The sequence below is a fragment of the Paracoccaceae bacterium genome, assembly GCA_019454225.1.
GTDB lineage: Bacteria > Pseudomonadota > Alphaproteobacteria > Rhodobacterales > Rhodobacteraceae.
This window is the reverse complement of record CP075370.1, coordinates 1,509,989-1,524,642: the sequence shown is the minus strand read 5'-3', so window position 1 is coordinate 1,524,642 and position 14,654 is coordinate 1,509,989. Positions and strand designations below refer to the sequence as shown.

The window sequence follows — 14,654 nt, the reverse complement described above, 5'->3', positions numbered from 1 at the left end:
CACCGCCGGCACCAGACGCGAGCCATACGCACGCCAGACGCTTGCCAGACCGGACGCCCCCGGTATTTCACCACCAGATCAGACGGTTAACACAGCGTCCGCCACAATCCGGAACCCGCATCACCCCCCCGAATGCGCCCATTCCCAGTACAGCGCGCGCGCCTTCCGCGTGACCGGCCCGACCTGGTAGGCGACATCCTCGAAGGCCGTCACCGGCATGATCTTCGACAGGTTGCCCGTGGTGAACACCTCGTCCGCCGCCCGGAAATCGTCGAAGCTCAGCACCGTCTCGACCACCTCGACGCCGGCTGCCCGCAGGTTGGCGATGTGCCGGGCCCGGGTGATCCCGGCCAGGAAGGTGCCGTTCAGGATCGGCGTCATCGCCACGCCGTCCTTGACCATGAAGATGTTGGCGGTCGCCGTCTCGGCCACGTTGCCCATCGCATCGGCCACCAGGGCATTGCCGAAACCCCTTGATTTCGCTTCCACAAGCATCCGCGCATTGTTCGGATACAGGCATCCGGCCTTGGCGTTGCACACCGCATCCTCCAGCACCGGCCGGCGGAACCTGGTGCGGCACAGCGTGGTGCTGGCCCCCTCGGGCGGCATCGCCACGTCCTCCAGACAGATGCAGAACCCGGTCACGCCGCGCTTCGGCTCGACCCCCAGTTCGGTGCCGTCGATCGCCCAGTACATCGGCCGCACATAGACCGCCGCACCGGCCGGAAACCCCTTCAGCCCCTCGCGGATGATCCCGATCATCTCGTCGGGCTGCATCGTCGGGGTGATCATCAGCGCCTCGGCCGACCGGTTCACCCGCGCGCAGTGCCGGTCCAGGTCGGGCGTCACCCCCTCGAAGGCCCGCGCCCCGTCGAACACGCTCGACCCCTGCCAGGAACCATGGTCCGCCGCCCGCATCACGGGCACATCGCCGTCATGCCAGGCGCCCTGCCAGAAGGTGCGGATGGTCTTTCCGAATGCCATGATATCCCTCGCCTTTTCCTCAGTTTCCGCGCTCTGCGGCCCGGATCACGGCAGGCCACATCACCCCCATGGTCACCGCCCGCAGCGTGTTCAGGACCATCAGCCCCGCCCAAAGGCCATGATTGCCGAACGCAGGCAAGAGCCACATCAGCGCCAGTGCATATACCGCGACCGACCACAGCATGGCCCGCCGCATCTCGCGCGTCAGGGTGGCGCCGATGAAGATTCCGTCCAGCATCCAGCTTGCCAGCCCGACCAGTGGCGCCGCGATCAGCCAGGGCAGATAGACCCGTGCCTCGGCCCGCACCTCGGGCGCGGTCGCCATCAGGTCGATGATCGCCGGGCCAAAGGCCAGAAAGGCCAGACACATCAACGCCGTGCCCGCCAGGGCCCACAGCGAGGTCAGCCAGGCACCCCGCCGCACCATGGCCACCGAACGCGCGCCCACCGCCTGACCGACCAGTGCCTCGGCGGCAAAGGCGAACCCGTCCAGGGCATAGGCCGCCACCTCGATGAACTGCAGCAGCACCTGGTTCGCGGCCAGCGTCACATCGCCCAGCCCCGCGCCCAGAAAGATGAACGCCGTGAACGATCCCTGCAGCAGGACCGACCGGATCATGATGTCGGTGTTCACCCCGGCCATGCGACGCAGCCGCGCCCGGTCGAACACCCGCGCCCAGGCGCTTGAAAACACGCCGGAAAACGCATCCCGACAGAACCACAGACCCAGACAAAGCCCCGACCATTCGGCAATCAGCGTGGCCACGGCCACCCCCGGAACGCCCCAGCCCAGCCCCAGCACGAACCACAGGTCCAGCCCGATGTTCACCCCGTTCTGCCACACCTGCAGCACGAACACCGCCCGCGTCCGTTCCAGCGCGATCAGCCAGCCGGTCACCGCATAAAGCGCGATGGTCGCCGGCGCGCCCCAGATGCGGATCGCCAGATACTGCCGGGCCAGGCCCTCGACCTCGTCGCTGGCGGGGGCCACACGGAACGCTGCCCACATGATCGGCCCCTGCAGCAGGATGAACGCCACCCCCGCCGCCGCCCCGATCATCAGCGCCCGGTACAGCGTCGCCGACCGTTCCGGCATGTCCCCCGCGCCATGCGCCTGCGCCGCCAGGCCGCTGGTTCCCATGCGCAGGAAGCCGAAGATCCAGTAGAACGACGCCAGGACGATGGCCCCCACGCCGACCGCGCCGATCGGTGCGGCCTGCCCCAGCTGGCCGACGACGCCGGTATCCACGGCCCCCAGCAGCGGCACCGTGGCATTCGACAGCACGATGGGCAGTGCGATCCTCATCACCCGCGCATGGGTGATCTCGCCCGTTCCGCCGGTCATCGCGGCTGCGGTCATTCCACCTGCCCGGCCCGCGCCGGCATCACGAAATGCCCCGTCCCCTGCGCGAACAGCCGCGCCCGGTTGTCCTGCCACGCCTCGACATGCACCGAGGCATAGCGCCGTCCCGACCGGTTGACGCGGGCCCGCGCATAGGCATCGCGCGGCAGCCCGGACCGCAGGTAATCCACCGTGAAATCAATGGTCTTGGGCAATCTCGGCAGATGCGCGGCATCCATTGCCGATGGGTCCAGCCGCCCCTGCTCCATCTCCTCCCACAGGATCGACCACGACAGTTCGATGATCGCGGCCACCTCCAGGAAGGCCGCCGTCACCCCGCCATGCAGGGCCGGAATCAGCGGGTTGCCGATCAGTTCGTCACGATAGGGCAGCACGGCGGTCAGCTCGTCCCCGCGCCGGTCGAACTCGATCCCCAGATACTGGATGTAGGGCACCCCGCCCACCAGGGCGCGCAGCGCTGCGTCGCGCCGCTGCTTGATCACCTGCACGGGTTCGGGCCGCGGCCGTTTCATGCCCGGCCCCGTTCGACGGTAAAGGCGCCGGTGGCCCCCGCCACCGGGCGGGCCGCATCCTCGTCGGTCGCCGTCACCCGCACGAACGCCACCGACCGCGTGACATGATAGCATTCGGCCCGCGCCGTGATCCGCTGGCCGGGCGTGGCGGGGCGCATGTAGTCGATGCGCAGGTCCAGCGTGGCGGTCCCCGCCGGTGCCGAGGGGTGGCACATCACCGCCGCCCCGCTGGCCGTGTCCATCAGCGCCGACACCGCGCCGCCATGGATCACCCCGGTTGCCGGATCGCCCACGAAGCGCGTGTCATAGGGCATCGAGATCACCGCCACCCCGGCCTCGATCCGGTCCACATGCATGCCAAGCGCGCGGGAATGGGGAATCGCCTCGATGAACTGGCGCGCGATGCGGTCGATGTCGGACATGGGGCCTGCCTCCGTCAGGCGGCCATGATCCCCAATCCGCCGCCGCCCGCAACCCCTCCGTTGCCAGCGCGCCCCGCCCGCACTAGCCTGCCTGCGGGAGGGCCGCCGATGACCGACACACGCCTGAGCTTCAAGGAGATGTGCGCAAGGTTCGACGTGACCCCGCGCACCCTGCGCTATTACGAGTATATCGAGCTTCTCGCGCCGGAAAAGGACGGCCGTGCAAGGTATTACGGCCCGCGCGAGGTGGCGCGCATGACGCTGATCCTGCGCGGCCGGCGGTTCGGGTTCAGCCTTGAGGAAATCCGCCAGTGGCTGCTGATCTACGGCAAGAAGGGCGAGAAGCCGCAGCTTCAGGCCTGGATCGACCTGGCCGACCGGCAGCTTGCCGAGCTTGACCGGCAGAAGGCCGATCTGGAAACCGCCATCGCCGATCTGCGCGCCCTGCGCGAAACCGCCCGGCGCGAGCTTGAGGGCGGCTGACCCTCGCCGCCCTGAACCCCGCGTCACACGGAAATCTGACGTGACGTTCCGTTTACGCTCGCGTCAATCCCTCTGGTAAGGTCGGGTCGAAACGCACATCTGCCCCTACGGAAGGCAGGCGGAAAGCCGTTTGCCGCCCCTGACGGGGTTTCGGTGCGAGAGAGACGATGACGACCGACATGATGACGATCCGCCAGATGTGCGACGCCTTCGCGGTGACCCCGCGCACGCTGCGCTTCTACGAACAGAAGGAACTGCTGTTCCCGCAGCGCGACGGCTCGCGCCGCCTGTATTCGCGCCGCGACCGTGGCCGGTTGAAGCTGATCCTGCGCGGCAAGCGTTTCGGCTTCTCGCTGGAAGACATCCGCCAGCTGCTGGACATCTACGACCGCGACGGCGGCGAGGCGCAGCTTGCCCGCACCTACGATCTTGCCCAGGCCCGCCTGGCCGAGATGCAGGCACAACGTGTCGAACTGGACGAGGCAATCGCCGAACTGACCGAACAGATCGCCAAGGGGGCCGAGATGCTGGCCGCCTTCCGCCGCGAGGCTGCCGAATAGACCAGGATCGCGGGCCGCAGCGCCCGCCACGAACCGCCCGCCACGGGCCACCTATCGACCAGGGAGAGAGACCGATGCCATCCTATGCCGCCCCCGTGAAGGACATGCAGTTCCTGCTGCACGACGTGCTCAAGGTCACCGAATCCGGCATTCCGGGCTATGAGGACCTCGACCAGGGCTTCACCTCGGCGGTGCTCGAGGAGGCGGGCAAGGTGGCGTCCGAGGTGCTGGCACCGCTGAACGCGGTGGGCGACCGCGAGGGCTGCCATCTGGAGAACGGCGTGGTCCGCACGCCCGCGGGCTTCGACAAGGCATTCGCGGCGATGAAGGAGGGCGGCTGGACCGCACTCGACTGCGACCCCGACTATGGCGGGCAGGGCCTGCCCTACCTGATGGGCACCGCGGTGGGCGAGATGTTCGTGTCGGCCAACATGGCCTTCAACATGTACCAGGGCCTGACCCACGGCGCCTATTCGGCGATCCACACCCATGGCACGGCGGACCAGAAGGCCACCTATCTGCCCAGGATGGTGTCCTGCGACTGGACCGGCACCATGAACCTGACCGAACCCCATTGTGGCACCGACCTCGGGCTGATGCGCACCAGGGCCGAACCGCAGCCGGACGGCAGCTACAGGATCACCGGCCAGAAGATCTTCATCTCGGCGGGCGAGCATGACCTGGCCGAGAACATCATCCACCTCGTCCTTGCCAAGGCCCCCGGCGGCGGCGAGGGCACCAAGGGCATCTCGCTCTTCATCGTGCCCAAGTTCCTCGTGAACGGTGACGGCAGTCTCGGCGCCCGCAACGCCCTTTCCTGCGGCAAGATCGAAGAGAAGATGGGGATCCACGGCAACGCCACCTGCGTGATGAACTACGACGGCGCGACGGGCTGGCTGCTGGGCGACCTGCACAAGGGCATGCGCGCCATGTTCACCATGATGAACGAGGCGCGGCTGGGCGTCGGCCTGCAGGGCTATGCCCAGGCCGAGGCCGCCTATCAGAACGCGCTGGCCTATGCGCGGGACCGCCTGCAGGGCCGCGCCGTGACCGGCGCCGAAAACCCCTCCGGCCCCGCCGACCCGCTGATCGTCCACCCCGACATCCGCCGCAACCTGATGGAGCAGAAAAGCTTCGTCGAAGGCGCCCGCGCCCTCACCTTCTGGGCCGCGACGATGATCGACCGCTACACCCGGACCGGCGACGCCGCGGCCGAGGGCCTCGTCAGCCTGATGATCCCGGTGATCAAGGGCTTCCAGACCGACAAGGGCTTCGAGATGGCGGTGGCGGCCCAGCAGGTCTACGGCGGTCACGGCTATATCGAGGAATGGGGGATGTCCCAGTTCGCCCGCGACGCCCGGATCGCGATGATCTACGAAGGCGCCAACGGCATCCAGGCGCTCGACCTCGTGGGCCGCAAGCTCGCGCAGGACGGCGGCAGGCATGTCATGGCCTTCTTCGAGATGGTGAAGGCCGAGGTGAAGGCGCATGACGGCGACGACCGCATGAAGCCGTTCGCCGAACCGCTCAAGGCGGCCTCGAAGCAGCTCCAGCAGGCGGGCATGTTCTTCATGCAGAACGGCATGAAGAACCCCAACGCGGCGCTCGCGGGCAGCTATGACTTCATGCACATGATGGGCCATGTCTGCCTCGGCCTGATGTGGACGCGGATCGCCCGCGCCGCCCATGACGCCCTGGACGGCGGCGCCCCCGACCGTGCGTTCCTCGAGGCCAAGATCGCCACGGGCCGCTACTACATGACCCGCCAGCTTCCCGCCTGCGGCATGCACCTGGCGCGGATCGAAAGCGGGGCGGAACCGGTGATGGCGCTCGACGCGGCGGCGTTCTAGGCTGGCGGTATCGCGCGGGGGCCCGGCAGCAGGGCCACCCCTGCGCCCGCCCCCGAGGGAGGATCCCATGCCCAAGCGCTTCCGGCTGACCCGCCGCTTCCCGGTCGCGATGACCGAAGACGGCTACCGCCGCCTGCGCCGCTTCGCCGCCGAGGCGGGGCTCGACGAGGGCGAGGCGCTCTCCTTCCTGTTCGAGCATTTCGACAGTGTCACCGACCGTGACAACCTCGTCCACCGGCTGCGCCTGTTCAATGCCGAGCTGGACGCACGCAAGGACTGAACCGGGCCGCAGGGAGGTGGCGTCGCATGGGTATTTTTGCGAAGAAGAGAACCGGAAGGTCAGTCCCGATCCGGCGGCCGTGGCCGAATGACGCTGTCGTTCTCGCGGACCGGGACGTCCTCTCCTTCGGCGGTCATCGGCACCCCTGCCTGTACCGCAGCGCCAGCATGCGAGGCGAAGGTTAACACTTCGTTCCTCTTCTTTGTGAAAATACCCCACGGGGGTGCGGGGGTGTGAAACCCCCGCTGCCGACGGAAAGGCCGGGCACCACGATGACCATGAAGCTCCACTGTTTCGGCGAAAGCGGAAACGCCTACAAATGCGCGCTGGCGCTCACCATGGCCGATCTGGAATGGGAGGCGGTCTTCGTCGACTTCTTCAACGGCGAGACCCGCACGCCCGGGTTTCGCGCGCTCAACCCGATGGGCGAGGTTCCGGTGCTGGTCGATGGCGCCAATGTCCTGACGCAATCGGGGGTGATCCTCGACTACATCAGTTCCAGGAACGGGCGGCTCGGCGGCAAGTCGGCGGCCGAGCGGCGCGAGGTGCTGCGCTGGATGTTCTGGGACAACCATCGCCTCTCGGGGATGGTCGGCCCGCGCCGGTTCCTCGAGAACTTCCTGCCCGAAGACAGGCGCCCCCCGGGCGCGATCCCCTTCCTGCAGGGGCGGCTCAAGGCGGCCTACGGCGTCCTGAACGACCATCTGGCGGCGCGGCCCTGGGTTGCCGCGGCCGAGGTGACCATCGCCGACCTGTCCTGCTGCGGCTACCTCTACTACCCCGAACCCTTCGGCTTCGACCGGGCCGACTGGCCCCACATCGACCGCTGGCTGGATCGCATCGCCGCCCTGCCCGGCTGGAAACATCCCTATGAACTGATGCCCGGCAACCCGTCCGACCGGGCCTGAGGAGAACGCCATGACCGACGCCTATATCTACGACGCCGTCCGCACCCCCCGCGGCAAGGGCCGCCCCGACGGCAGCCTGCACGAGGTCACCTCGGTCGCGCTCTCGGCCAAGGTGCTGAACGCGGTCAAGTCGCGCAACAACCTGTCCGGCCACGCGGTCGAGGATGTGATCTGGGGCAATGTCACCCAGGTCGGCGAACAGGGCGGCTGCCTCGCACGCACCGCGGTCCTGGCCTCGGATCTTGACGAGCGCATCCCGGGCCTTGCCATCAACCGCTTCTGCGCCAGCGGAATGGAGGCGGTGAACCTGGCCGCCAACCAGGTGCGCGGCGGCGCGGGCGACGGCTACATCGCGGGCGGGGTCGAGATGATGGGCCGCGTGGCCATGGGTTCGGACGGCGCGGCCATCGCCGCCGACCCCGGCCTGGCCATGCGCACCTATTTCGTGCCGCAGGGCATCTCGGCCGACATCATCGCCACCGAATTCGGCTTCACCCGCGACCAGGCCGACGCGCTGGCGGTGGAAAGCCAGCGCCGCGCCGCGCAGGCCTGGGCCGAGGGCCGGTTCGCGAAATCGGTGATCGAGGTGCGCGACCAGAACGGGCTGACCATCCTCGACCGCGACGAATACATGCGCCCGCAGACCGACATGCAAAGCCTCGGCGCCCTGAAGCCCGCCTTCAAGGACATGGGCGAAACCATGCCCGGCTTCGACAAGGTGGCGATGATGAAGTATCCGCATCTGGAGCGGATCGAGCACATCCACCACGCCGGCAACTCCAGCGGCATCGTCGATGGCGCCGCCGCCGTGCTGATCGGCAACCGCGAGTTCGGCATCCGGCACGGGTTGACCCCCCGCGCCCGTATCCGCGCCACGGCCAAGATCGGCACCGATCCCACGATCATGCTGACCGGCCCGGTCCCCGCCACCGAGAAGATCCTGCGCGACAGCGGCATGGCGGTTTCCGACATCGACCTGTTCGAGGTGAACGAGGCCTTCGCCTCGGTCGTGCTGCGCTTCCAGCAGGCCTTCGATGTCGATCCGGCCCTGGTGAACGTGAACGGCGGGTCGATCGCCATGGGGCACCCGCTGGGGGCCACCGGCGCCATCATCATCGGCACGCTGCTGGACGAACTGGAACGCACCGGCAAGGGCGTGGGCCTTGCCACGCTCTGCATCGCCAGCGGCATGGGCGCGGCCACGATCATCGAGCGGGTCTGACGATGCACGGGGTGACGCTGCGTCATTTGGTCCGTCGGCGCGCTGCCGTCGCATTTGGCGCGGATTGCGTCCGATCCGGACTTCTTTCTGCGCCGCAGCATCCCTATATGACAGCCTTGCTGACCCATGTCGACGGAGCGGGCGATGCCGTGCGGGCAATCGAAGGCGGACTATCGGGCGGAATGCCTGACGGCCGGGCACTACGATCTTCTGGTCGCGGAATATGCGGATCCGCTGACCGTCTACCTGCCGGGCGAACCACCGATGATCGCCACGCCGCAGACCGTCCGCGCCTTCTTCCGCGCGCTTCGCGGCGGGCTCGAACTGCAGGGGATGACGCGGATGACCGGGCGCGTCACCGCCGAGGGCCTGCCGATCCGGGGCCGCGCGCGGCTCTGGACCGACTGGTATGGCGAGGCCCCGGGCCGCGCGCCGGAACTGGTGGCGCAGACGGTCTGCTACCGCCGCGTCGATGGTGCCGACGACCGTACCGAAATGCTGGAGTTCACGCGGCTGGACCTGCCGATGCCGGCCGCCGCCTGACCGCCGGGGCGCTCCCGGCAGGGGGAGGTGCCCGATGCCCAGGCTCGATCTGACGGCGGTGCCGGTCAGGACCGGCTCGATCTATCCCGAACCCTACGCGACCATGATGCGCGGCCGGTCCTCGCTGCGCCTGGGCGATGCCGGGGGGCTGACGCAGTTCGGCGTGAACCTCGTCACGCTCGAACCCGGCGCGCTGTCGTCGCTGCGGCACTGGCACCTGCACGAGGACGAATTCGTCATGGTGACCGAGGGGGAATGCATCCTGGTCGAGGACGCGGGCGAGACGGTGATGCGCCCGGGCGACTGCGCGGCCTTTCCCGCCAACACGCCCGACGGGCATCAGTTCCAGAACCGCAGCGACCGGGTGGCGCGTTTCCTGGTCATCGGCACCAGGGCCCCGCAAGAGGTGGCCACCTACAGCGACATCGACCTGCGGGTCGAGATCGGCGGCGGCCGCGCCACCTTCACCTACCGCGACGGCACGCCCTGGCAGGGTCCGCGCTGATGCCGCGCGTGCAGCTTCCCGCCTGGGTTGACGAGCCCGATCCGCAGCATCCCGTGCTGGGCGGCGGCTGCGGCCCCTACCGCTATCTGCTGCTGTCCGATCCCGGCGGGCTGACCCAGTTCGGCGCCTTCATCGAGGAACTGCCCCCCGGCAGCCGTTCGGGCCACCGCCACTGGCACGAGACCGAGGACGAGATGGTTCTGATCCTGGAAGGCGAGGTGGTTCTGGTCGAGGATACCGAGACCACGCTGCGCCCCGGCGATGCCGCGGCCTGGCCCGCGGGCCGGCCCCAGGGCCACCGGCTCGACAACCGGTCCGACCGCCCGGCGCGCTACCTGGTGATCGGCACCCGCAACCCGCGGGACCGCATCCACTACGCGGACCGCGACCTGATCACCGAAAAGGACGGCACCGCGCGGCGCTACCTGCACGCCGACGGCACCCCGCGCGAGATCCCGACATGACGACCGCACCGCAAATCCTCCAGCACTACCTGGACGAGGTCGGCGCCGCCGTCCTGCGCCAGGACTGGCCCGCCTACCGCGCGCGCGTCACCCTGCCGTTCCACCTGGTCACCCACACGGCAAACCTGACCGTCACCGACGAACAGGACCTGCGCCTGGGGTTCGACACCTTCGCCGAAACCCTGCGCATCCAGAAGATCACCGACTACATGCGCCTTGTCGAAGGCGCCGACTTCCTCGACGATATCCTGCTGAACGGCCGCTACATCACCCACATGATGGCGGGCGGGCATCGCGTGCTCCCTCCGTTCCGGTCGCAGATCACCCTGCGGTTCGAGGATGGCCGCTGGCGCGGCGCCTCGATCAGCAACGCTCTCGCGAACTCCCGCTGGCCCATCGTGGTGCCCGCGCTTTCCCCGACACCCGATCCGAAAGGAAGCCCCGATGCCTGATTTCCACTATGCCGTCGATGCCGAGGGCGTCGCCACCATCACCTGGGATGTCGCCCAGAAATCCATGAACGTGATGTCGCTGGCCGGCTTTGCCGAACTGGACGGCCATATTGACGCGGCCCTGGCCGATCCTGCCGTCAAGGGCGTCATCATCACCTCGGGCAAGAAGGATTTCGCGGGGGGGATGGACCTGAACGTGATCGCCCGGATGAAGCAAGAGGGCGGCGCGCAGGGCATCTTCGACGGCGTGATGATGATGCACGGCATCCTGCGCAAGATCGAACGCGCGGGCATGGACCCCAAGACGCTGAAGGGGGGCAAGCCCATCGTCGCGGCCCTGCCCGGCACCGCCCTGGGGATCGGCCTGGAAGTGCCGCTGTCCTGCCACCGCATCATCGCCGCCGACAACCCGAAGGCCAAGATCGGGCTGCCCGAGATCATGGTCGGCATCTTCCCCGGCGCGGGCGGCACCACCCGCCTCGTGCGCAAGCTGGGCGCCATGGCGGCCGCGCCCTTCCTGCTGGAGGGCAAGCTCAGCGACCCGAAATCCGCCAGGTCCGCAGGGCTGATCGACGAGGTCGTGGCCCCCGACCAGCTCCTCGCCCGGGCACGGGAATGGGTGCTGTCGGCCAAGGATGCCGATCTGGTCAAGCCCTGGGATGCCAAGGGCTACAAGATGCCCGGCGGCACTCCCTATCACCCCGCCGGCTTCATGACCTTCGTGGGCGCGGGCGCAATGGTCCATGGCAAGACGATGGGCGTCTATCCCGCCGCGAAGGCGCTGCTGTCCGCCGTCTACGAGGGCGCGCTCGTCCCCTTCGACACCGCGCTGAAGATCGAGGCGCGGTGGTTCACCAACGTCCTGATGAACCCCTCCTCGGGCGCGATGATCCGCTCGCTCTTCATCAACAAGGAGGCGCTCGAAAAAGGCGCGAACCGCCCCGCCGTTCCCGACCAGAAGGTCACGAAGGTCGGCATCCTCGGCGCGGGCATGATGGGCGCGGGCATCGCCTATGTCAGCGCCAATGCGGGCATCGAGGTGGTGCTGATCGACGCCAGCCAGGAGGCCGCCGATCGCGGCAAGTCCTATTCCGAAGGGATCCTCGACAAGGGCATCCAGCGGCGCAAGGTGACGGCCGAGCAGAAGGCCGAGGTGCTGGGCCGCATCACTGCCACCACCGACTATGCCGCGCTTGCCGGCTGCGACCTGCTGGTCGAGGCGGTGTTCGAGGACATGAAGGTCAAGGCCGATGTCACGGCGCGGGCCGAGGCGGTTCTGCCCCGGGATGCGATCTTCGCCACCAACACCTCGACCCTGCCGATCTCGGACCTGGCAAGGGCGTCGCAGCGGCCCGAACAGTTCATCGGGATCCACTTCTTCAGCCCCGTGGACAAGATGATGCTGGTCGAGATCATCCGGGGCAAGGCCACCGGCGACCGCGCCGTGGCCAAGGCGCTCGACTACGTGCGCCAGATCCGCAAGACGCCGATCGTCGTCAACGACGCGCGCTTCTTCTACGCCAACCGCTGCATCATCCCCTACATCAACGAAGGCATCCGCATGGTGGCCGAGGGGGTCGAGCCCGTGCTGGTGGAAAACGCCGCAAAACTGGTGGGCATGCCGCTGGGCCCGCTGCAACTGGTCGACGAGACCTCGATCGACCTCGGGGTCAAGATCGCCAAGGCGACAAAGGCCGCCATGGGCGATGCCTATCCCGATGGCGCGGTCGATGCGGTGCTCTTCGCGATGGCCGACAAGGGGCGGCTGGGGCGCAAGGCGAACGCAGGTTTCTACAGCTATTCGGACAAGGGTGAACGCCTCGGCCTGTGGGAAGGTCTGGACTCCGCCTATCCGCTTTCCGCGGTTCAGCCCGGGCTGACCGAGGTGCAGCACCGGCTGCTGATGGCCCAGGTTCTCGAGGCCGTGCGCGCGCTTGAGGATGGCGTCCTGACCGACATCCGCGAGGGCGACGTGGGCGCGATCCTCGGCTGGGGCTTCGCGCCCTGGTCGGGCGGCCCGTTCTCCTGGCTCGACATCATCGGCGCGCCGCGCGCGGTGGCGATCTGCGACGACCTTGCCGCCCGGCACGGCGCCCGCTTCACCACCCCCGCGCTGCTGCGCGAGATGGCGGACAAGGGCCAGTCCTTCTATGGCCGCTTCGGCGGGCAGGCCAAGGCCGCCTGACCCCCCGCACCACCGCACGACCTGTCCGCACCCCGGGGCCGCACGCCCCGGGGAGCATGGTTCCCTGCGTCCGGGCGTTGCGGGTTGACGGCGGGCAGCGTGCGCCCTGTCGGGACGGATGCCATACGCGAAACAGACGGCAACGGGACGGATGCCATACGGTCAACATCCCGCCGTTTCATGGGGTTAACCCGCCGAACCCTCACCCGCCGCGTCATCGAACCCATATCCGAACCGCGCAACGTCCTCGGCGCAAAGCTCGGCCAGCAGCGCCGCCGACGCATCGTCGTAATAGGGTCGCCAGTCCGCCGCCCGGTCGCTCGCATTGCTGCGCACCAGCGGCAGGCGGAACCCCAGATGGGTCTCGAAGGGCGCCGCGTCGCTGGCGAAATGTTCCAGCCGGATGAAGCAGCGCGCCCGCTCCACCCCCGCCGCGTCACGCATGTAGGCGCCATAGGGCCACAGCCGGAACGCCGCCCGGGTCTGCGGATGCCCCAGAAATCCCTTGAAATCCAGTGCCTTGGCAAGGCCGACGGCGGGATGCGCGAAACCCTGCCCGCGCAGCCAGTGATAATAGCTCACGGCCCGGTCCCAGGGGTTGCGGACCATGGTGACGGTGAACAGTTCCGCAAGTTCCGCGGTGGTCACCAGTCCGTCGATGTCGGCAAGGGTCGAATGCTTCCACAGCCGCCCCGCCGCCTTCATCCCCTTCACCCGGCCCCGCCGCTGCCGGGCCTTGGGCGTATCCCCGATCAGGATGTCATCCGCCATCGCGCGCGCCTCCAGCGCCAGCGCCAGGGCGGTGCCCCCCGTCTTGGGGACATGCACGAACACATAGCGCCGACCCCGCGAGATGATCATCGCCGCCGCCCCGAACGCCCCCGGGGCCTTGGCTGCAACCACCTCATTTCACGGACAAAATTCCACGGTCCCGGCCCGGCGCAGCAGGCGGGGGGCGCAGGCCCCCGCACTGCCCCGCCGCCGTTCATACCGGGTTCGGCAGGGCGCGGTCGCCGGCATGGGCCAGCAGATTGGCCACCGCCATCATCCCCATGCCGACCCGAACCTCCAGGGCCGCGGTGCCCAGATGCGGCAGCAGGGTGACGTTTTCCATCGCCACCAGTTCCGGCGGCACCTTGGGCTCGAACTCATAGACATCCAGCCCTGCCCCCCCGATGCGCCCTTCCCGCAACGCCGCGACCAGCGCCGCCTCGTCCACCACATCGCCCCGCGCGATGTTGACGAAGATGCCATGCGGCGCCATGTGCGACAGCGCCTCGGCATTGATCAGATGGTGCGTCGCCGGGTTCGCGGGCACCGCCACCACCACCACATCCGCACCCATCGCCTCGGCCATGCTGACCTGCCGGGCGGGCAGGCCCGGGTCCGCCACGGCGGACCGGTTGGCAAAGATCACCTGCATTCCGAACCCGAAATGCGCCCGCCGCGCGATCGCCTTGCCGATGCGGCCCAGCCCGATGATCCCGATCGTCTTGCCCGACACATGCAGCCCCAGCAGTTGCGTCGGGTGCCAGCCTTCCCATTTCCCCGCGCGCAGCATCCGTTCACCCTCGCCCGCCCGCCGCGCGGTGGCCAGGATCAGCAGCATGGCGATATCGGCCGTCGCATCGGTCACCGCCCCCGGCGTATTGGTCACCGCAACCCCGGCCGCACGCGCGGCCGCAACGTCTATGTGGTTGTAACCAACGCCGAAATTCGCCAGAATCCTGGCACGCGGCGCAGCCACGTCGGCAAACACATCGGCCTGGAACCGGTCGCCCAGCGTGGGCAGGACGGCATCGAAATCGCGCAGCGCGGCGCGCAGTTCCGCAGCCGAAAGCGGCAGCGTGCTGTCCCGCACGGTCACCTCATAGGCGGGGCGCGCGGCGTCGACGACCTCGGCGGGCAGCGGGCGGGTCAC

The 14,654-nt window shown here is 68.6% G+C and carries 17 protein-coding genes; 11 read left to right on the top strand and 6 right to left on the bottom strand.

Annotated elements, in window-relative coordinates; all coding sequences use genetic code 11:
* Positions 1-120: 120 nt before the first annotated feature.
* Genes KF887_07275 through KF887_07260 form a run of 4 tightly spaced genes read right to left on the bottom strand, consistent with a single transcriptional unit; the run spans position 121 to position 3,281 of the window.
* The gene (locus KF887_07275) at positions 121-984 is read right to left on the bottom strand and encodes a branched-chain amino acid aminotransferase (protein QYK42894.1); all 864 of its coding nucleotides are present in this window, start codon (positions 982-984) and stop codon (positions 121-123) included.
* Between the two features lie 19 nt (positions 985-1,003).
* Positions 1,004-2,329 (bottom strand): MATE family efflux transporter, encoded by a 1,326-nt coding sequence (locus KF887_07270; GenBank protein QYK43476.1) that lies wholly within the window; start codon positions 2,327-2,329, stop codon positions 1,004-1,006.
* Positions 2,330-2,340: 11 nt separating this feature from the next.
* Positions 2,341-2,859, bottom strand: coding sequence for a PaaI family thioesterase (locus KF887_07265; GenBank protein ID QYK42893.1), 519 nt, complete (start codon positions 2,857-2,859; stop codon positions 2,341-2,343).
* On the bottom strand, positions 2,856-3,281 hold the full coding sequence (locus tag KF887_07260; protein QYK42892.1) for a PaaI family thioesterase: 426 nt from the start codon (positions 3,279-3,281) through the stop codon (positions 2,856-2,858). The genes KF887_07265 and KF887_07260 overlap by 4 nt, the downstream gene beginning before the upstream one ends.
* 108 nt (positions 3,282-3,389) lie before the next feature.
* On the opposite strand from KF887_07260, the gene KF887_07255 reads away from it, so the two are divergent.
* The 11 genes from KF887_07255 (at position 3,390) to KF887_07205 (ending at position 12,733) form a co-directional block, all read left to right on the top strand.
* Positions 3,390-3,764 (top strand): MerR family DNA-binding transcriptional regulator, encoded by a 375-nt coding sequence (locus tag KF887_07255; protein QYK42891.1) that lies wholly within the window; start codon positions 3,390-3,392, stop codon positions 3,762-3,764.
* A gap of 167 nt (positions 3,765-3,931) precedes the next feature.
* Positions 3,932-4,324: a MerR family DNA-binding transcriptional regulator gene (locus KF887_07250; GenBank protein ID QYK42890.1), complete on the top strand. Its 393-nt coding sequence runs from the start codon at positions 3,932-3,934 to the stop codon at positions 4,322-4,324.
* Positions 4,325-4,398: 74 nt separating this feature from the next.
* Positions 4,399-6,174: an acyl-CoA dehydrogenase C-terminal domain-containing protein gene (locus KF887_07245; protein QYK42889.1), complete on the top strand. Its 1,776-nt coding sequence runs from the start codon at positions 4,399-4,401 to the stop codon at positions 6,172-6,174.
* Between the two features lie 67 nt (positions 6,175-6,241).
* Positions 6,242-6,454 (top strand): hypothetical protein, encoded by a 213-nt coding sequence (locus KF887_07240; protein ID QYK42888.1) that lies wholly within the window; start codon positions 6,242-6,244, stop codon positions 6,452-6,454.
* A gap of 272 nt (positions 6,455-6,726) precedes the next feature.
* A complete protein-coding gene (locus KF887_07235; protein ID QYK42887.1) occupies positions 6,727-7,362 on the top strand; it encodes a glutathione S-transferase family protein in 636 nt (211 codons plus the stop codon).
* A gap of 10 nt (positions 7,363-7,372) precedes the next feature.
* Positions 7,373-8,584: an acetyl-CoA C-acetyltransferase gene (locus KF887_07230; GenBank protein QYK42886.1), complete on the top strand. Its 1,212-nt coding sequence runs from the start codon at positions 7,373-7,375 to the stop codon at positions 8,582-8,584.
* Positions 8,585-8,728: 144 nt separating this feature from the next.
* On the top strand, positions 8,729-9,127 hold the full coding sequence (locus KF887_07225) for a hypothetical protein (protein ID QYK42885.1): 399 nt from the start codon (positions 8,729-8,731) through the stop codon (positions 9,125-9,127).
* Between the two features lie 34 nt (positions 9,128-9,161).
* A complete protein-coding gene (locus KF887_07220) occupies positions 9,162-9,632 on the top strand; it encodes a cupin domain-containing protein (GenBank protein QYK42884.1) in 471 nt (156 codons plus the stop codon).
* The gene (locus KF887_07215; protein QYK42883.1) at positions 9,632-10,096 is read left to right on the top strand and encodes a cupin domain-containing protein; all 465 of its coding nucleotides are present in this window, start codon (positions 9,632-9,634) and stop codon (positions 10,094-10,096) included. The genes KF887_07220 and KF887_07215 overlap by 1 nt, the downstream gene beginning before the upstream one ends.
* The gene (locus tag KF887_07210) at positions 10,093-10,548 is read left to right on the top strand and encodes a hypothetical protein (protein ID QYK42882.1); all 456 of its coding nucleotides are present in this window, start codon (positions 10,093-10,095) and stop codon (positions 10,546-10,548) included. The genes KF887_07215 and KF887_07210 overlap by 4 nt, the downstream gene beginning before the upstream one ends.
* A complete protein-coding gene (locus KF887_07205; protein ID QYK42881.1) occupies positions 10,541-12,733 on the top strand; it encodes an enoyl-CoA hydratase/isomerase family protein in 2,193 nt (730 codons plus the stop codon). Before KF887_07210 ends, KF887_07205 begins: the two co-directional genes overlap by 8 nt.
* A 186-nt stretch (positions 12,734-12,919) precedes the next feature.
* Here KF887_07205 and KF887_07200 read toward each other — a convergent pair whose 3' ends face one another.
* Both KF887_07200 and KF887_07195 read right to left on the bottom strand, forming a co-directional pair.
* Positions 12,920-13,594, bottom strand: coding sequence for a sulfotransferase family 2 domain-containing protein (locus KF887_07200; protein QYK43475.1), 675 nt, complete (start codon positions 13,592-13,594; stop codon positions 12,920-12,922).
* A 124-nt stretch (positions 13,595-13,718) separates the two neighbouring features.
* Complete coding sequence (locus KF887_07195) at positions 13,719-14,654, bottom strand: D-glycerate dehydrogenase (protein QYK43474.1); 936 nt, start codon at positions 14,652-14,654, stop codon at positions 13,719-13,721.